We start from the raw sequence: 19542 nt of genomic DNA on the forward strand, positions 1-19542 counted from the left end.
ATGCCGGTCGTCCGCGCAATACAGCCAGCCGCAGCAAATGCCCAGAGCGGGCCCGAAACCGAGCGTCGTGAATAAGAGAGGTTAGTTCCCCGGCTCGCTACGTCCGCGGGCGCGCCGGGGCCCTGCCCGCCATGCCGCCAGCGGATCAGATCGGCGCTGGCGGCGACGGCAGCTTCCGAACGGCGCCCAGATAGTCCCGCTTCCCGAGGGGCACGCCATTCGTCCGGAGAATGTCGTAGGCCGTGGAGGCATGGAAATAAAAGTTGGGCTGGGAGAAGCTGAGCAGGAAATCCTTGCCCAGGAAATCCCAGCGCAGCTTGTCACCGATGGTGAATGTCATCGGCCTGTCGCTCAAGCTTTCCACATCGGCAACTTGAAGTGCGCCAAGGGCGTCGGCCGCTTCCATCACCCTGGCGTTCAATTCCTCGAAACTGGCCGGCGGCGCCGCGATGTCAGGCGAGAAATTCCCGCGCTGAACGCCATGGATCGCGCCGATGGAATGGATTGCGCAGCTTTTCACCTGATAGGCGAAGTCCAACATGTCGGGAGCGAGTCTGGCATGAAGCAGCCGTTCCGGGGGGAGAGACTGCGCATCGCAATAGGACTTCGCTTTCACAACCAGTCTCGAGACAGACTCCAAAATCTGAAGGCACCCCGGTACGAAGGCGTCGTAAAGCGTCATCATGGATCCTGAACCTTTTGACTGGCCACCGAATGGACCGGCAATGGCCGATCTGGCCAGGATCGGCAACCGCATCCTTCCCGGCAGCGTTCCACAAGGACTGGAGCGCCCGCACCGGATGGGGAGCCTGGGGTTGAATATCTGGAAGAGGCACCCGCCATCGTCGGGCGGGGATCAACCGATGAAAGCAACCCTTATCGGGCACAGCTATCCCACAGGGAGCAGGCGGAACGATTTGCCGGAATTCAGCGACTTGAGGGATAATATGGCGGAGAGGGAGGAAACCAAACATTATATTCAAGACACTCATTTCATTAGATTATTTAATTCATGTTTATACTGCATGCCCCCTTGAATGCCCCCACTTTCGTATCGCACACGGGAGGTCGAAAAGCGCCTCAGTGGCAAGCGTCCTATACTCCTCACATCCGCCATCAAACATCCGCTCCAAACCGGTAAACGTTACCGGCGCGCTACAGCAAAGTAGCTTTCCCCAGTCCCCGACACTGCAGCGTTTGACCGGGAGAGGTCACTTGCTTGAGCCGCCGGTGCTGCACCAAAGTCATGTCTCGGCGGATTCCCTACGATGCGCCAGTAACCAAAACCCTGATCGAGCAGGATGATAGCCTTGCTCCCGTCTGCGTACCCCAGTTCGAGTTTCCGCCCATGAATTGCGCTATCGGACACCTTGAGGGCGACGTTGAGCCCAAGCTTTTCCCCCAGAAACTGCGCCACATCCTCCCGGTCGCCCTCATGATCCCAGTCGTTAAAGATCCGATACTGCACACGGTCTTTCTTCAACGGCTGTACAACCACATCGACTTCGACTGTGTCGCCGGCCTTCAGCTCGGCGGCAAGAGCTTCGCAAGTCCGAAGGAACAGAAGCATGGGTAGCGGGGCATTGAGGTAGCGGTCGGAATAGGAAATTCGAACTAGCTGGCCCGGATGCCAGATGCCTGCGGCTTCCATATGCTGCTTCAGCTTTGCGCCAAAACGTTTGCCAAACTGTCCCACCGGGCATTGGCCAAATCCAAGCATGACCTCCACCTTGTCCCCGGGAGCGACTTGGCGCTCGAGGTCGTCGGCAGCTATCAGAGTGAAGGGCGTCGGCGGATTGATGCTGCCGGCAACGACAGCATGGGTTTCACCAACCCCCCATCGCTCGCCGGGTTGCGCCGCATTCTCGTCGCGTGAAAAGAAGCCTTTCGCACCATCCTGGGAGACCAGTTCGGCGATCCGATGGTTGCCGAAACGGCCTCCTGCAGCGTCGCCCAGTGCAAGCCGGAAGTCGTTGCGTACTGCCGTGTCGCGCAAGAACCGGCGCTCCACTTCAGCCAAGCTATCGAACGATTTGCGGGACAGAACCAGCGTCATCGGCACGCCTCGGGCTGAGGCAGACGAGAAAAACGACCGCATCTTGATCGAGGATAGTTCGGCAAGGTCGAATGCGTCGGGCAGGAATACCGTTACGCTATCCCCGCTACGGGCGCGCAGCAGAATTGTGTTTGCTGCATCGTTGACAGCCTTCGCATCCGCAATGGCCCGGTCCTCCTCAGGCAACTCGGCATTCGTCTCAAGGAAGGCACGGACAGCGATCAACGCCGCGTTGCGGTCCAGGCGCCCTTGCTGTTTGTAGAGATCTGGCGCCAGCACACAGGCCGAGCACCCCATTTCGCATTCCTTGGGGCAATCGAGAACATGAGAGGCCCGTTCAAACACATGATAGATGTCGTCGAGCAACCTCGGCGCATACCCGGCGCCGCCAGAGGCTTCGTCAAACAGGTAAACCGAAGGCGTCTTGCGGCCCAACTGGCCATCTCTTGCCGCAACTGAAATTCCCAGCTCGCGTGGCTCAATGCCGAGCCAGCGGGCGAGACTTTCACGCAGAGCGGCGCCGAGTGCCCAGGCTGCGCCGTCGCCTTCGAGCCCGGACAACTGGACTTCGACCACGTCGGTCAGAACCTCGTGCCCCAAAGCCAGGGCACGCGTGATCGCGTACCCTTGATCGTTGCCCGGACAACGATCAATCGCCTTCTTGTCGCGTGGCGTAAGCGGCCAGTGATCCTTGAGCGCGTCTGTACCGGCTTCCCCGGCTCGTCCGCACTCGAGGCAAATCTCGTAGCCCTTGTCGTTAGGGCCGCGCGAATGGTGGTAGATGTAGCCATCGTGCGAAGCACGGATGCGACCGCTGGTTGGCTGCAGCAAGGGTTGCCACAAGGCGTCCCCCACGCTCACCTTTGGTGACTTGGGCTCGATGTAGACAGCCTGATCGGTGTCCGCATGGGGGTGCGCGTTCCAGTCGACCCTGAAGCCGGCCGGCTCGAGGAATTGCTCCGTCTTGACGTTCGGATCGCCGCAATGGCCGCAACACTCAGGCATCTGGTGATCGGAACCGGCCCCGCCGCATTGATCGCACCACCAGGCCCAGCGCAAGTTCTGTGGCTCGCGCTGCCCGCTATCAATCGGGCTTAGCCAGTTCAGCGTTACGCCTGCAGACTTCCAGACGAGTCCATCGACCACAACCTCGGCCCCCGGAGCATATTCTCGGATGGCAATGTCAGCATTGCGGGTCGGGCATTCATAACGCCGATTCCGGATTCCCTCCCCGTCCGAGCGAAGACGCTCCTGCGCCTTCTGGGTTTCAGCACACAAGGTATCGAAGGGAACAACGGCTGTAGGGAACCCGCTTCCCGGGATCAGGGAGCGATTGGCCAGTTCTTTGAGCAGGAACTCCTTGCACAGGCGCCGCGCCTGGAACTCGATTGCCTTCTTTGCAGGACCTTCAAGCGCATCGGCATCGTCCTTCAGGCGCTCCCAAGTCCGTCGGAAGTTTGCTGCCTCCTGCTTGAACATCGCAGCAGTGTGCTCACGTATTGCGGTGTCGAATTCGAGACCAGTACCCTTCAGCAGGCGTTTGAGCCCAGCGTCTGTATTTGCAGCAGTAGTGGGCAGTTGAACCCATTCGCAGAAGGCGTCCACGGGCGGCAGCCCTTCGAAAGGTCGAAGGTCGGCGCGGCAGCCGAAGAAATCGCCCGTCTTGGTCCGCGCGAACTCGCCGTCCACCTCCCGGAACCATTGTGCGAGCAGATAGGCGTTCGCATGGCGCAGGGCGATACGGTCCGAATCCAGAGAAACGCGCGGTGATGCGAGCTTGCGGGCGAGGTAGCTGGCAGGATCGGCGAACGTTTCCAGATCGAGCGGGGTGTTGCGAGCAATCGTCAGACTCGTCGAAAACCCTTGGCCCCGTCGACCCGCTCGACCCGCGCGTTGGTTGTAGTTGGCAATCGAGGGCGGAACATTCGTCATCAGGACCGCCTCAATCGAGCCGATATCGACGCCCATTTCCATCGTTGTCGAACAGGCCAGAAGGTTGATGTCGCCTTGCTTGAACTGCTCCTCGAAATCGCGCAGCCGGTGCGGCGGCTGCTGCGCGCTATGTTCTTCGGCGCGCAGATAAGGAGTCGCCAGCGCCGCCTGGTCGTGAATATCGGTCCATAGACGCTGGCTGCGTAGGGACCGCACCTGCTCGTCGTCAGCCAGCCAGTCAGCAAGCCTTTGCTTAGCTTCGGAATTGAGCGGCCGAGTATGCGGCAGCTTCGGGAATTCGACTTCCGCGACCACCTTGCCGTCGAACCTTCCAGTTCCCGTGGTGACAAGGTTTGGCGAACGACCGAACACGAGCCGGGGCAGCACCCGCCGCGTTAGCGGGCATTGCCAGGTCTGGGTCACGGCTTCGATCTCTGCGGTTTTCTCGAGGCGCAGACTGAATGTGCCGCCGACACCGGAGAGAAGCGGCGCCATGTGTTCCCACGCTGTGCGAAGGAGTTGATTGATTTCGTGGCGATCGCGCGGCTCCGAGATAACCAAACCCAGGGCGGTAGCAAGAAGGAGGACGGCAGTCGGTTGCCCACCTTTCGTGTTAACTGAGGGCCAGAGGACATCCCTTTTGGAACCGGGGGGTTGATCAGGTCCGATTACATTTCGTGGACGCGCCCGACCGGGCATCCAACGAGCGTCGCCGTCGTCTACGTCCAACGCAAAATAGCTTCGGAGATAGTCGACCATGAAATACAGGAAGTCGCGCCAGTCCTCGATTGAGTAACCTTTTGCCGCAACGGCCTCCGGCAGCTTCTCCTTTCCGATCCGTTCGATATCCGGGAAACGCAAGCGTGCAAGGCCCAACGTCTCCATGGCGTTGGCGTTGCGCGGTCTGCGGGCGAGCTCTCGCAGCATCATGAAGCGAGCAAGTGCTTCACGATTATCGTGATAGCGCTCGCTGCGGTCGAGGTCCCAGACCTTCGCCATCATGCCGATTGTCGGCTCGGAGGCCAGAGCCGATACTAGGTCCTTCCACGCAATGCCGGCTGTGCCGACACCGTTAAGCTCGGCGTCAATCTTTGCGATGTCGTCCTTAAACGAAGGCATTTCATCGACCAGGCTCGCGAGCTTTGCACGCTTCTGGATTAGTTCCTGCAGCTTCTCCTCGGGGAGGTCGCTGCCTTGAGCCGCCTTCTGCACCGCATGGTAGATAAACCCGCGTACGAATCCGCGCTCGCCGTTGGTCTCGATGTTGGCAGCAAACCGGGCCGTGCCCTGTCGGCTATCGGAGAAGCTGATCAGCTGGCGGCCATCGAAAGGCAAAGCATGCTCTGCCTGGTGCGGTGAAACACCCTCCAGGAGGATGGGCGCCGCATTCTGGGTCAGGAACGGTGTGCCGAACCGGAATGACAGCATGGCGGGCCGTCCATGGCGCTTGTTGCTGAGGCAGGCCGGGCAACGCCCCTCGTTCAACTGCGTCAGCGAGAATTGGCTCGTGTCGTCGGTCAATTCGCCGCTGACGACGTCAAATCCAACAAGCGTCGACTGGGATTGCGCGTTGATAGCGATTAGGCGCGGATGCCCGATGCCCTCCGGTTGCCGCTCTTCCTCCTCGTCTTCGTCATGGTCCCGATCGCGATAACTATTTTCGCGAAACTCATCGGTGTCTTGATCGCTGCGCCGCGGCAAGACCCTGTCGCCCAAATCGTCAGCAGGCAGGAACGGCTCGCCACAATCCGGGCAGCTCTGGATCTCGAACACCAGCGACTGGCAGTGTGGGCAACTGTCCTTCTGATCAAACAGGACCGGGCCGAATGGCCAGCCGTCCGGCCGTGTGCCCCCGGTGCAGCCCGGATTAATGCAGGTCCACAGGCCAGGAATGGCGCGTGTAAAACTGAGCGCGCGCATCGGCAGCACCGGCCTGATCTCTTTGGCATTGTGCGCAGACAGGTCGAGCAGGATCTTCTCTGCAGACGTCGTCACGGATGACAGAGATGAGATGGTCTGCGGCTTCTTTTCGAGCATCTCGGCCACTACGCGGGCCGCCGGATCGTCGGATGCAGTCAAGACCTTCGAAAGATCCACCGGTTGCGGCTTGCCGATTACGACATGTGTGCGCTCAAGTTGGACGCCAGCGATATCGGAGAGGAAGCGCTGCAGTGAAGCGACTGCCTCCGCGTCTTCTGCCGATCCTATGGTGGCTGACGTTGCCACAAATCGGACCTGATCGGGCGTCACATCGAACGCATTCATGACGCGCCGAAGCAGCAACGACAGCTCCGCAGCGGCTGAACCGATGTAGCTATGCGCTTCGTCGATCACGATCCAACGCAGCTTGCCCCTGGACGCATCGAGTATCTTACGATCCTCACGCCGGATCGTCATGTATTCCAGCATCGTCTGATTCGTGACGAGGATGGGGGGCGGGTTCGCGCGGAGCGTTTCGCGGTAAAGAACCTGATGCGGGACATCGTGCTCGGCCTTGTCGCGGTTTGATTTCCGCGCTGTTCCCATCAGCCCGTTGTAGAGGGCGAAGCGCACATCGCCGGTGAGCGGCTTGGTCCAGGCCGTTAGACGCTTCTCCTGGCTCGCGATCAGCGCGTTGAGCGGATACAGCATGAGGGCTCGCACACCGGTCAGCTGACCCTCTGCTTCAGATGCGCGGACCAGATCATCAAGCAGCGGAACGAGGAAGCACTCGGTTTTGCCAGAACCGGTCCCACTAGAGACCAACACAGATTGCGGGTCTGCATTGCGCAGAAGCTCCCAGGTCCTCAGCTGGTGGGCGTAGGCAGGATAATCGAACCGCAACTCCGCATCGGGCGTTTTCGTGATTGCGTCGATCGTGCGCGGATGAAGCAGTGAAGTGAGTTCGTCAGGGCGCTTGCCCGACGAAACATAGCCGGGTGCTGCCTGAAAGAGCTGTTCCGACAGCAAGGCACCCTTGGAGGGATCCGTGCCGGCTAGGTTCTGCCGGAGAAAGTCGTTCAGGCCCTCATGCCTGATGCCAGCACGAGACACGACCGCTTCTGCGAGGCCAGCCTGCAAGCGCCGATGAACATCCATCGGCGACAGACGGGTAGGCTGGGACACATCATCAGCGGTCATTCTTGAGCTCCGTAAGGGCGTAGCCATAGGCCTTGGCGAAGTATGTGGGATGACGTCGCTCGACGTCTTTCACCGTTAGAATCTGTACCTTGTCGAGTGTGATCCGCCCCATAGCAGCCAAGGCTGCGACAAACGGGGCGTCGAAGACGCGCATGAGGGATTCGAGAAAGTTTTCCTGCGGGAGCAGCTCGCGGAAAGCGGGGCGAAATGGATTGAAGCCACCGGCATCTGTGCTGATGCCCTCGCTCGTGTGATCCGTGAAGTGACTACGCACGTCCTCCCAGGTCGACGGCGAAAAATCGCGGCAAATCAGAGGAGCCAGCTGGGGAGCACGTGCTGCGATTTCATTCTGGCGCTCAGTGAGTCTGGTCAATGCCCACTTGGGATCATCCAGCCGGGTAACGAGATAGAGCCCTTGGGCCTGGAAAGCTGAATCCCATGCGCCGTATGGCAAGAGGATCCAGCTCGAGCAAAGCCCGTCGAACAATTCGAGTATGGTCGACAGGTGCTGTTCTTCACAGCGGTACAGTAGCAGGGGAGCAAGTGCACCGGCGTGTACCAGTTTGCTGAAGATCTCGAATGTCTGCGGTGGGAGGCCGTTTAGCGACAAGGCCAGTTTCATGACGACTTGGATCGTTTGACCGGCCTCTGCCGTCGTCGGATCCTGCGCTATATCGGTAACGAGGGACTGCAGGTCTTCTTGCGCCTTAAGGAATGGCTGGGCCATGGCCCGGCCGAGCTGGTGCTGTGGAACTTCGGGATCAGGGTCACCTGAGACAAATTTGGGTCGAGTGAGGACGCGGGAGCCCTCACGAAGATAGACGAGCCAATCACCTTTGAGATGCGGTAAGTGAATGAGCTGGCCACCAAGACCACTTTGCAGGCCGTCGTAACTGCCAAATTCGAGCTCTTTCTCGGGAGCCCCGAGTGAGCGTCCACATACCCTAACATCCTCACCGACTATCGCGGTTTTCGGGCGCAAGCCTCCGCTTGGCTCCCGCTCGAGAATGTTGCCAAACTCCGTTACATACCAGTGGTCATTGCTCCCGTTATGAAAATCGAGCCTAACCTGAGCGTCGATGCCAAGGGGGCGCATGAGAGCTGCAATGTCCGTTCGCAATGCGGACAGGCCAAGTTCCCGATCAATTCGCCAGTTGGCGTCCAACGCAGCGTCAGCATGATGGGCAACGTCCCCCATCAGGATCGAAGTCGAGGGAGCGCGTGCCACCGTGTCACGAAGATCGGCCAGGCCAAGAACTGCGTCGCGCGGGAGGAGATCTCCGTACCAGGTTGTGAGCCATTCCTTCGATTGGAGCGGAACTTTAAGATCGAACGCAGGAGTTTGAGCGGCAGCCAGGCGTAAGGTTAGCAAGGCCAGGCGAGGAGGATCAATCCGTATCCGCCAGCTGTGCTCCGAACTCGGTGCTTCGTCGCCAAGCACAGCTGCCCCATCCCAACCGCTCAGCTCGATATCGGAATGGGTCCCGTTGCTCCGCTGTGTCAGCGCAAAGTCAGTGGGCAGAACGAATGCAGTCAGCCGATCGCGCACATGGCCTGTGACACCATCGAGCCAAGCGAATTCGCACAACCCGGGTCCGGCAGTGGCCAGGTCTTCCGACCAGCTACGTTGGCCGGCAATCCGCCAACGCACCTCTCCCCGGGATGCGACCCTGTGTGAAAGACCATCGGACACCTGCGCATGGAGCGGGTGCTTGAAGAGTTGTTCACCATCAGGCGTCTGTACCCCGGAAACTGCATCGGCCACGATCGAGACCCGGTCCTTGCGGTCTGCACTCTGTCCGGTTCGCACAAGGAAACTGTCGCCGTTGCTCTTCTGAGCTATAATTGTGCCCGCGCACCGGTAAAGACAACGCCTTGGAGCGAAGGCAAAATCTTCGGGCTCAATCTCGGCGTTGCCGTCTTTCCCTCGAACTGACCAGTCCTCAGGAACATCGATAAAAACAGGCTCCGCTTTGTAAGCGCCGGACCCTTGGCCGATGAGAGCAAAGGTTGTGCGCAGGGCATCTGTGGCGCGCGGTTCGAATACACGAAGCCCGCCGCTCACGGGCTTACCGCCAGGCAGCATAAAGCTGCGTGCCAGTCGATCTCCGCGCGCGTGAAATTCGGTCGTAACCGGCAGGTCGAATGGAAACTCGATTGCCGCTTCACTTCGCATCGGTCTTGCGATCCAGCGGTTCGCGTCCTCGTGCTCAAGATAGGCCAGTCTGCCGGAAATTCGGTCCGCCAATCCATCGGAAGGCTGGAGGAACACGCGAATGTGATCGCCGGGTGAGAGCACCTGGTCCTTGTCGTCCCACCGTCCATCGAGGTGGAAGTCGAGGCATTCACGCCAATCTTCGCCATGCTGAGACATCATCCGGCCAACGCGAATGCTGCCGCTACTGGAGAGCTTTTTTGCTTCCAGCAACGTATCGATCAGACCCGCCGCCGCCCCATCCAGGGTCATTGGCAATTCATCGCGCCACTCCTCGTGCGACTGGTCCAGCCGCGCCGAGTAAGGACGACCATCGGCCGGCACTTCCTTGTCAACGAATGCGCGCAATTCGACAATCTTGAGCGCCAGCTCACCGCAGATCGCATACATTTCCTGGCTGCGCCAGATCGTCGGCAGGAGGTATTCGTTGCGCTCACAGGTGGCGATTGCGGTGCCGATGTCCTGGACATCTGAGCCCAAAAGCTCGCCAACAGCCCTTGTGAGATACTTCCGCGGCCAACCTGCCCCGCTCTCAATGGCTGCCGCGGGAAATCCTCCTTGCCGGGCGAGATTGGCAAGGCGCTGATTACTCTTGTCCGATGCTCTGATTAGGGGAGGAATTTTCCAAGCTTCGAAGCCTTGGTCGGCAAGTCGGATCCACTCCGACCAATTGAGATGCACATTTAAGGCCGAGCCAATATCTTCCCATTTCGGCTTCCCTCCCTGATAGGAGCGACGAAACCAATCCGCGGCCCAAAGAACGAAGGCCGGAGCAAGAAAGGGCCGGAGCATATCCGACGCCAGGCTCGATGACAGCTTCTTCGCGATCCGCTCGAACGCGCCCGCCGCCAGTTTATATCGATACAGCGGTAAATCGGCCGGGCGGGGCAAGGCGAGCTCCGCGCCTATCCTTCCGAGCGGGTGCGGACCACTGGCAGCTTCTCGCGCCAATTGGATCGCCCGGATCATCAAGATGCGGGGACCACCAAGAGCGTGAATTTCGTCAGCGATCTTGCGCAGCTGTTCTGGATTTCTGCGCGCCGCTGCGATCTCGGCCTTAAAATCACGATCTTTTAGTGTTGAGCTATCCACCCGGCGCCTCGTCGTCTCCAGGATGCTCGCGTGACACCCCCATGTCCCTCACCGCCACTAATCATTACTTTCTAATTAATTATGAAGCTTACCCACACCTAATGCACCCGAGATGACGCTGCCGCCGGACGCTCATGAAAGGCGTTGACCACGCACGACCAGCGCGCGTTCATGACGCCGTCGATCCCGCGACCCAGATCCCAAATCACGTTATCGCCGTTTTCAAGCCGGGCTTTGACAAACCGGTCGTGCAAATCGCCGCCCGATCGGCGTGACTTCTGGACAAGGTGCAAGGGCACTGAGGCCATCGTGCGCTGCCAGCGCTCTTCGAGATCCTTTCGCTGATCATGGGTGCTTTCTTGGTCCCGGGTTTGAACCGAATCTGCGTCAAAGGTCACAATGTGGACAGCGTCGATCTGCGAGGAGAGCTGCTCAAACCGGCTGATGAAATTAACGAGACGGCTACGCGCCTGTTCATCCGCGCAGCAATAAGGATCCTGGACTTCGAGCCGCGCAATCGCAGCGTCACGCGCATATTGCTCAAAAATGGCCCAATCGCGTGGACCGTATTGCTCGAAGACCACGCGCTGAACGAACGGGGTGCGCGCTTCAGCCGCCTCAATCGGGCTACGCACCGATAGAATGGGGCGCCGCGTGGGTCGCGCAGTCTCGCGCGATGCCGTCTCCGGCTTTTCTACGCCTGCTTTTTCGACAAGAGGTCCGGCTTCTTCCACTGGCAAGGCCTCGGTGGACATCGGTATTTGCGGCTCATTTGCCGGCATTGCAGGCTCTGGATTGTCGCTTTCTTCGGCGATCGGAGCCTCTGACGAGGCAGCCACGTCCGCCGAGAACGATAGATGGTCTTCATCCGGCGCCTCGTCGACCAAAGAGATGTCGCGCACGCTTGCGCTGCGCCGATCTTTCCACGACGATGCGTCTGTGCTTGACGCAACTGCAGTGAATTCTCCTGCCTCCGGCTGGGCATGACGCCCGTCGAGCACGTCGGACAAAAGATCCTCAACGTCGCGTTCGCTTTCCGGCGGCATGAGCAGGCCACGGCTCAGCGAACGCTTGCGATCCATCAGTGCATCGAGGCGTTGGTCAAAGCTTGAAGGGCCGATGGCCTCGTCCGGATGGATGGCCATCGGAATGTGGATCGTCACCGGACGGTTCTGGCCGATGCGATAGGCGCGATCGGTCGCCTGGTCTTCGACAGCCGGGTTCCACCATCGTGACAGGTGGATCACATTGTTGGCAGCTGTAATGGTCAGACCGACACCGCCCGCTTTTGGCGAGAGAATGAGAACATCGAATGCGGCCGATGAGGTCTGGAAAGCGCTCACCATTTCCTGACGCTTGTGTCCCGCGACAGAGCCGCTGATACACATGGGTCTGCGCTGAAGGTCGAAGCGTTCTTGTACCGCCATGGCCAGAAAGGCCTGCATTTCGAGGTCTTCGCAGAACAGCAGCGCCTTCTCCCCGCGTTGCTTGACGCCCTCAAGAATTTCGAACGTCTTTTGGAGCCGTGCGGACTGCGCGATGTAGGCATCGATATCGGTAATGCCGCGCGGCGGGAGGGGATGGAGCGAGGTGCCGCGCAGCATATGCAGCACCTTGAGCATAGCGCCCTGCTCACCGCTTTCGCGCAGCGCACGCGCGCGGGCCAGGACCAGATCGTAGGCCTGAGCTTGTGCCGGCGGCATCTCGACGGCGTATTTGCGGGCACTCTTTTCCGGTAGGCCCGTCAGAATTTCGTCTTTCATGCGCCTAAGCATGAAGGGAGGCAGTTCGTCGTCACGCTCGATCAGCCGTTGCTGAAGGTCTCCGAGCCGCTCCAGGTCGCTGGCGGGGTACCTATTCTCAAATTCGCGGCTTGATCCCAGAAAGCCGGGGTAAACGGTGTCGGCTATCGACCAGAGGTCCTGGAGCCTGTTTTCCACCGGAGTGCCAGTCATAGCGATCTGAAGGCGCCCGTTCAGCGCTTTGGCCGCCCGTGTCATCTGACTGGCCGGATTTTTGAGCTTCTGGATTTCGTCGTAGACAATGGCGGCAAAGGGAATGCGCGCAAAACTCATATGATAGTCGCGCATGGTCTCGTAGGTGGTGAGGACGATACCCGCGCTCTCCCACTCGCTCACGTCCAGACGCGAGGTTCCGCCGCGGATGTCGCTCCCCGGCTCGAACCGAATGTTGCGCAGATTGGCTCCGAAGGCTTCCACCACCGGCCCCAACAGGCCGGGTTCGATATGCTGTGCAATTTCAGCCTGCCAGTTTCTTAAGAGACCGGTCGGGGCAACGATCAGTACTGGCTTGGGATGCTCCGATGTGCGCTGCAACCACAGCAAGAACATCAGGGCCTGGAACGTCTTGCCGAGCCCCATATCGTCGGCGAGGAGAACGCCCGGCAATTTGCGTTCCCAGGCTTCGGTAAGCCAGGCAAAGGCCTCGCGCTGGTGGGGCTTGGGCTCCGATTTCAGGCCTTGCGGCGTCCCGGGAACGCTAAAGGGCTCAGAAGCTGCTTGCGACCGGGGCAAGCGGGCATAGTCGAGTTGCTCGAAATTCTCGCCGACCTGGAGGAAATAGGTTTCGAGCGCTTCGGGAACAGTCTCGTCTGCCGGGGGATGCCCCGCATTTGCGGCAACCTGCTTCTCAAGATCGGCAAGGGCGCGCGCCGACTGAAGCGTGGCGGGTGTGGCGGGAATGTCCTCGCCCCGCCAGGCAACCGTTTCGGTACCCGCGTCGATCGCCTTTTCGACGGTGTCGGCCAGGTTTTCGGCTTCACCGGCAGCCAGTTCGAGATGGCGCGCATTCGGCGGATCGCCGATCCGCAGGCCGAACCCTTCCGGAAGCCAGCTGTTCGGCTTCGGCTTGATCCAGGGCAGGACGGGCTTCTGCCAAACTTCGATGCCGCTGACCCGCTCTGAAAACTGCTGTGTCTCGACAAAGAGGCGGTCTGCCGCCTCATCATCATCGCCCGCGTCTAGTTTCAGCTCTTCGCGCAAAATTCGTTGAGGCGAGCGCAGAAACTCGCGCTTTTCCTGCGACGAGCTGGCTTGCTTGGTACGGACAACATCGAGAGCCTTACCCAGCATTGGGTCGAGGAACAGGAGGGTTCCGTCCGAGAGAAGATAGCTGCGCCGCCCACCTTCCTGACCTTTAAATTTGCGATGAAAGTGCTGACAATCATCAGGCGTCAGCAGCGATGCCGCCTCTTCATCGACAAGATCGCCATCCAAGGTTTCAGCGGCGTTTCTGGAAAACAGCACCGGGTCGAAGTCGAAGCGACCATGATCAGTCCTGGCGTTGAGCGAGAAATTAGCCGCATAGGCAATCCGAACCCGCTCGAGAAAACCGTCCGCCTCGATGCCGCTGCCGATTTCGTCACCGAGCTGTGCGCGAAGCTGCGCAAATGTCGCACGGCGTTCATCGGGATCGGTCGTCGCATTAACGGCGATCGCTGCCTGGAAGACCGAAAAAATTGGCTCCGGAATACGCCCGACCCGGCCGCCTTCGCGCACACGCGCGCCAGCAATATCCGCCCGGACGGGCAAGCCGCCGCGGCGAACCCACTTGGCGTTGACCTGGATCGAGCCCGCCGCGAGTGAGCCGCTCGAATTCAGTTGAAGTGTCAAAGGCGTGGCTGGCGGCAAGCCGAGGGCGAAGGCATCGGCCTCGTCCAACCGCGCGACAATATGCGCGGGAAGGACTATGCCATCGGCTTCCTCGCGGATTTGCCCTTCGCTGTCGAAGGAACGCGCGAGGGCCAATGCGGCCTGGCCGGCTTGGGGAGCGCCTTTGACCCAGTCTGATAGTGGCACATTTTCACTGGAAGCGCGCCGGAACAGCCCTCCCGGCAGGGCGCGCAGCAGCGTTATCGTTTCGTTGCCGTCAGCTGCTTGTGTCGCGATAAACTTCGTGGTCACGATCGATCAATTCCAGTCGCGGGTCCGACCCCTGCCGAAGCGGGGATGAGCAATGGCGGTGCGGCGGTGGATCAGGCCGGCAAACTTGTTTTCCCAACCTGGGCTTGCCGGCACATGGGATTCGTATTCAAAATCGGTTCGGCCCCTCGTCGTCCGTAGTTTGCCGCCATCATAGACCTTTGCGTACAGTGCAGGGGCGCCAGGATCATCGTCCCGCCAAAACCGGCATGAGCCATTGTCACTCCACTCCGAAATGCGGAGATCACCGATCTGCATGATGATGGAGGACGAGGCCGCTGGACCGCCTTGGATGATCCCGAATTCGGGGCGTTCACCGCTCTGGCGGATGAGATGCTCGATCTGGTTGCGGGCGCGGATGCCCAAAGCGGGCCAAGCATCGCTGACAAGGCCTTCATCGAGATAGGCCATCCAGAATTTTTCGCGCTGTGCCCATTGATCCGGGCGGTCCGTTGTCTTGGCTATGGCGCGGAAAAACTCGCGCATGGCCACTTCGGTGAGCCAGCGCTTGAAGACTTGGGCAACCTCGCGGGCACGCGCTTCGCCGATTGACTCGGACAACGCGCGCACAATCCGGTCCCAGCGGGTGCGTTGCAGACGCGGATCACCGACCTGGTCGAGGAGAAAGGCCGAGATCGCCTTGCGGTGCTGTGGCTCGGGCTTGGCGCTGACCCACGGTTCCAGCAATGCACGCACAACCAGTTCCAGTTGCCCGGCGAGCGCATCGCGGTCGAAGAGTGCGAGCAGATTGCGCTGAGAGCCGAGCGCCTGGTTAGGCGGCAAGGTGGCGGTTGCGACGCAGGTTTGTGCAAATGTCGCCTGGCCAAACCCGCTAGCCGCAAGGTTGGCCCCCAGACCGGTTTCCCGCATGAGCTGCCCCATTCCGCCGGCGTCGCAAGACACAAAATCGAAGGCCATTTTCGACGGGCCCTGCTGGGGAGCGAACATATCCCACCGTCTGGCCCTGTCGCGCCACGCCCAGTCATGCCGCTGCGCCGCGCTCGACGCGGCACTTGCGAGTTTGCCCATAATAGGGCGATCATAGGGAAAGTAGGTAAGATAGCCGTCGATCACGGCCTGGTCCGAACTGCGCCGCGGTTCTCCGACCACGCGATCGATGGCGGCGGATCCCAAAACATCAAATTCCGGATCGCACCACGCCCCACGCAGCACCCGGTTGAGCTGGTAGCGCGGAAGCTGTTTGGCGCCAGTATGCGCCGCTTCGCGCAGGAACGGCTTGAGCTCGATGATCGGCTCCGATTCGCCGATCCCCGCTGCCCCGAGTTTGGCAAACTGCCGCTGCAACGCGGGCTGTGTCGTTGGCGGCTTCGCCAGACCCGCGGCTGCAAGCGCTTCCATGCGGGCGATCGCAGTGCGCAAAAAGCTCATTTCTTTTGCCTCAGAATATCCTGATCAAGGCCAACGCTTGGCGTGGTCATCAGGAAACGCAAATCGATCCGCCGATTGCGCTTCTTGGCCGCTTCGCTGTCACCCGGGGCAATCGGGCGGTCCGGACCGTAACCGCTGAGCCCCAGGATCGGCGCCGACCCGGGCTCACCGTCGGGCTTGTTGCGGAATTCCTGCAAGTCCGGCTGATGGCGCTGCAACATGCTGAAGGTTGTTTCCGCCCTGCGCACCGAAAGGCCGTAATTGTTCATCGCGCCCACCATGGCGTCGGAATCGGTATGGCCCTCGACAAAAACGGCATCAATGAGATGCGGCGAGCGAGCCCCTTTGCAGAGGTTCGACGTGGTAAAGCACGGTAGGACTTCAACCATGGCGCTCGCCACCTTGCTAATCGCTGCCTGTCCCCTGTCGGTCAGTTCCCACTGGCCTTTGTCAAACAGAACGTCGTCGGGCAGCCGCAACACGCCCGTCTTGGTGTCGATCTCGACTTGCAGCCCCTTGTCCTTGAGAGACTGTTGGAGATCGTTGAGGATCTCAGCCCGGGTCAGGTTGGCCCCGGTCAGCTCGGCGGTTTTCGATTGAAGCTGAAGCGCGAAGTAGGCCAGGAGGATGATAAAGATCAGGAGCAAGCCAACCATCATGTCGGTCATCGACATAAAGTAGCTTTCACCCTCTTCGGCGTGCTTCCGGCGAACGACACCGTCCATTATTCAGCAGCTTCCCGGCTTTGGTTCGCGAGAATTCCGGCGAGCTCCTCAACCGTGTCGCGCAAGGTCGTCAGCGGTTCGAGAGCGCCGGCAAGCTGAGCGACACCTTCGCCAAGCGCCTTGTCGATCTGGCCGACCCGGTCATTGAGGTTCGAGGCATGATTGCCCGCAGCGTCAGAAATTTTCTGAATCGCATCGCCAAGCGCACGGTCGACTTCCTCAAACCGTGCCCGATATTCAGACCAGGCCGACGAGGCTGCGGACGCAGTCTGATTGAGCGAAGCCGCGAGCTTGCGCATTTCCTCGCGTGCGCTTTCGGATGATTGCGCGTTTTTCACCACCACCGTCTCAACCGATTTGACCGCTTCGGCGATCGCGAGTGCTGACTGGCGCACGGGCGCACTGGCCGCCTCGACATCGTTGGCGACAGTCCCGAAAGCGGTAGCCAAATCGCTCGAGCGCGCGGCGACTTGCTCTATGGCGCGCGCGTGGTCGCCTATCGCACCCTGTGCGCTCGCCAGCCTGTCGGCCGACGAGGCGATCGCATCGCCCGCTCCCTTCATGCTCGCTACGAGCGGCGCGCCAGTGGCGTTGAATTTTTCGACAAAGTTCGAGAAGGAGGTTTCCAGCACTTCTTGCCCGATGCGCGCAGCTTTGTTCGCCGCGTCGGTCGAGGCTTCGCCCATTTTGCCTGCCGCTGCGGCCAAGCCTGCTTTCATTTCGTCCAGCGCGGTGGCCAGATTGGAGAGCAGCTCGTCCATGCGCTGGCGGGCCATGGCACTGGTTTGCTCGTTTTCTTCGCGCATGCGGTCTGCGACGACGCCAAAATTCTTGTTGAGGTCACCGAAGGCCGCCCGCATTTCTTCAGAAGCCTGGCCAAAGCGGCGCACCGCCTCTTCGATCTGTTTATCCGCTTCACCGGTTTGCTTTTCGAAACGGTCTGCCATTGTCGCCATCGAGGCGGTCATCGCGCCAATGGCTTCGGCCAGGCCCGCCATCTCGGCGCCGGCGCCCGAAACAATAGCATCCCGGACAGCGTCACCGCCGCCGCCGCTGATCTTGTCGATGCCCTGCTGAATCGACCCCAGATGGCTGATCATCGGAGCCATCTGCTTTTCGAGCGCGCCGTCGAGGGCTGCTGCCAATTGTTCGGAAAATGTCCGAAGCGCCGGGGTCTGCTCCTTGAGCTGCTCGAGTTGATCGGCCGCAATGCGCTGCGGAGGAAGATAGGCCATCCCGTGTTCCAGCGCGTCGCACAGCGCTGAAAGGCCGTCGGTGATACGCTTGCCAAAGCGGTAATCATACGAGCGCAAGATGATCGAAGCGACGATACCGCCTACCGATGCCCAGAACTTGGCCCCGGCCACTTTCATCAGCTCGTTGAGCCGCTCCTGCATCGCGTCGACCCCGCCGCTGAAATCGAGAGTCGAAAGCGCTGCGATGATGCCCAAAAAAGTAATGAGCAGGCCGATCGCAATAAAAATATTCGCAAACCAGTTAAGCCCGCGATGGTGCTCGCCAATATTGACAAAAAAATGCTCGGGGCGCCCGGTATTCTGTAACACGTCCGCGCCCGGATCGACGATCGTTTCGCGGTATTCTTCCCAGGTCCGGCGAAGCGGAAGCACTTCCGGGTGGTTCGCCTCCATCATTTGCTCGTCGACATCGTTGAATCGACGCGCAAAGGCGATCAGCGCGGCATCGGCGTCCGCCATGCTGCCGCCGGTCACCTCGTCGATCAGGCGCACGCGCGCCTCAATCGCGGCGGCTAGGGGCTGGTGGTGTTCGCGCTTATAGCGATAGGAAATCGCAAAGGCCGTACCAATGAGAGCCACAGCCAAGAATGCCGCCATCGCATCGCCGATGAGCGGAATTTGGGTAAAGAAGAATATTAGCCCGTGGCCGAGCCATTCGGTAATTTCCACGCAGTCCCCCTCGTGCCCGCACAATTCGGGCTCCCACTTATGCACAGTCGAGGCATGCCACGCTCGCGAATGGCTGCCGGACATGAGGAACCCTTAACAGGGGCATAAGCCGCTGTTCTCTTTTGTAAACAGCTAGCTGGCTGAACTCGACGCTAGATAGGCTTCAACTTTCTCCAGCGTCCGCAGACGCGGCCTATGGACTTGTAACGGTTTTGCGCCGGTCACTTGAGAGTTTAAGGCTCGTTCAGGAGACCGACGAGATGATCAAGCATAGTGAAGAGTTCAAACAGGAGGCGGTGCGTATTGCGCTGACCAGCGGTTTGCCGCGCGAACGGGTCGCGTCGGATTTGGTCGTCGGCAAGTCGACCCTGAACAAATGGATTTCGCATTATCGCCCGTCAGACCCGGTGGCAGCGCCGCAGGCAGATCTGGCGCGGGAGAATGAACGGCTTCGCCTTGAGAACCGCGAAACTCGACGATTTTGTAGAGAGAATGTGCTTCGACGCCTTTGGGCTGCCCGGAATGAAAAGCATCGAGACGCTGTGAGCTCAATCCTAGTCGAATTGCGGACCGCGGTGACATTTTAACCGGATGCTCGAGCAGCTGAAACTGAAGCATGTTGACATACGCGGGCTTGCGGAACCCAACGCAACCCTACAATGGGCATCATTTCTACATAGTGCCGGATAGTATGCGACCTGAACTCGACGAAAAAGAAATTACCAGACGGGTGTTTGAACGAGCTGCTTGGGTAATGCATCAGTCATGGGAAGAAAACTGGCGTCACTCGCGTTTGCTTGATGAGCCGTTGATCCCTAACCACATCATCATGGCCGGGCGCTCACGGGCGTCCGCTGACCATCGTGAACATGTAGTGCCCTTGGCGCTCATTCGTAATCAGTGCGAGAAGATGTTTTCTTCGGGAGCAGATGCGTCAGCGGTCGCGAAATTGTTGGAGCGGCATTTGAAGATCGTGATGATCTCCAAAGCTGAACGACAGCGCCTCGACTTCAAGCTCGGCCTCAAAGTGCGCATGCCAGAAGGTTGGTCGTTCGACGACGAGAATGCTGACCCTTTTGCGCGGTTGAAGGCTGCCGGCATCGAATGGGATCAACTTGAACTGAACGTCTGATGATATGGAAAGTGA

The 19542-nt window shown here is 59.9% G+C and carries 8 protein-coding genes and 1 pseudogene; 2 read left to right on the forward strand and 7 right to left on the reverse strand.

Going from position 1 to position 19542, the window contains the following annotated elements:
- Window positions 1-145: 145 nt before the first annotated feature.
- The 7 genes from K7W03_RS20130 to zorA form a co-directional block, all read right to left on the reverse strand.
- Window positions 146-751 (reverse strand): DUF1993 family protein, encoded by a 606-nt coding sequence (locus tag K7W03_RS20130; RefSeq protein WP_226870340.1) that lies wholly within the window; start codon window positions 749-751, stop codon window positions 146-148.
- 393 nt (window positions 752-1144) lie between these two features.
- A complete protein-coding gene (locus K7W03_RS20135; RefSeq protein ID WP_037444943.1) occupies window positions 1145-7108 on the reverse strand; it encodes a DEAD/DEAH box helicase in 5964 nt (1987 codons plus the stop codon).
- Complete coding sequence (locus K7W03_RS20140) at window positions 7098-10415, reverse strand: STY4851/ECs_5259 family protein (RefSeq protein ID WP_031286067.1); 3318 nt, start codon at window positions 10413-10415, stop codon at window positions 7098-7100. Before K7W03_RS20140 ends, K7W03_RS20135 begins: the two co-directional genes overlap by 11 nt.
- A 98-nt stretch (window positions 10416-10513) precedes the next feature.
- Entirely contained in the window at window positions 10514-14341 is a 3828-nt protein-coding gene (locus K7W03_RS20145) for a DEAD/DEAH box helicase (protein ID WP_222887152.1), read from the reverse strand.
- Between the two features lie 3 nt (window positions 14342-14344).
- Window positions 14345-15745, reverse strand: a complete 1401-nt coding sequence (locus tag K7W03_RS20150; RefSeq protein WP_020817774.1) for an EH signature domain-containing protein — start codon at window positions 15743-15745, stop codon at window positions 14345-14347.
- Window positions 15742-16470, reverse strand: a complete 729-nt coding sequence (locus tag K7W03_RS20155; RefSeq protein ID WP_020817773.1) for a flagellar motor protein MotB — start codon at window positions 16468-16470, stop codon at window positions 15742-15744. The genes K7W03_RS20150 and K7W03_RS20155 overlap by 4 nt, the downstream gene beginning before the upstream one ends.
- Entirely contained in the window at window positions 16470-18395 is a 1926-nt protein-coding gene (gene zorA / locus K7W03_RS20160) for an anti-phage ZorAB system protein ZorA (protein WP_031286062.1), read from the reverse strand. Before zorA ends, K7W03_RS20155 begins: the two co-directional genes overlap by 1 nt.
- A 260-nt stretch (window positions 18396-18655) precedes the next feature.
- Here zorA and K7W03_RS28365 point away from each other — a divergent pair.
- A pseudogene (locus K7W03_RS28365) lies at window positions 18656-18862 on the forward strand (transposase); the annotation flags it as partial.
- Between the two features lie 224 nt (window positions 18863-19086).
- Entirely contained in the window at window positions 19087-19527 is a 441-nt protein-coding gene (locus K7W03_RS20170) for a hypothetical protein (protein WP_125445800.1), read from the forward strand.
- Window positions 19528-19542 lie beyond the last annotated feature (15 nt).

Origin of the sequence: Sphingobium sp. PNB, assembly GCF_019873065.1 — a bacterium.
GTDB classification, from domain to species: domain Bacteria; phylum Pseudomonadota; class Alphaproteobacteria; order Sphingomonadales; family Sphingomonadaceae; genus Sphingobium; species Sphingobium fuliginis.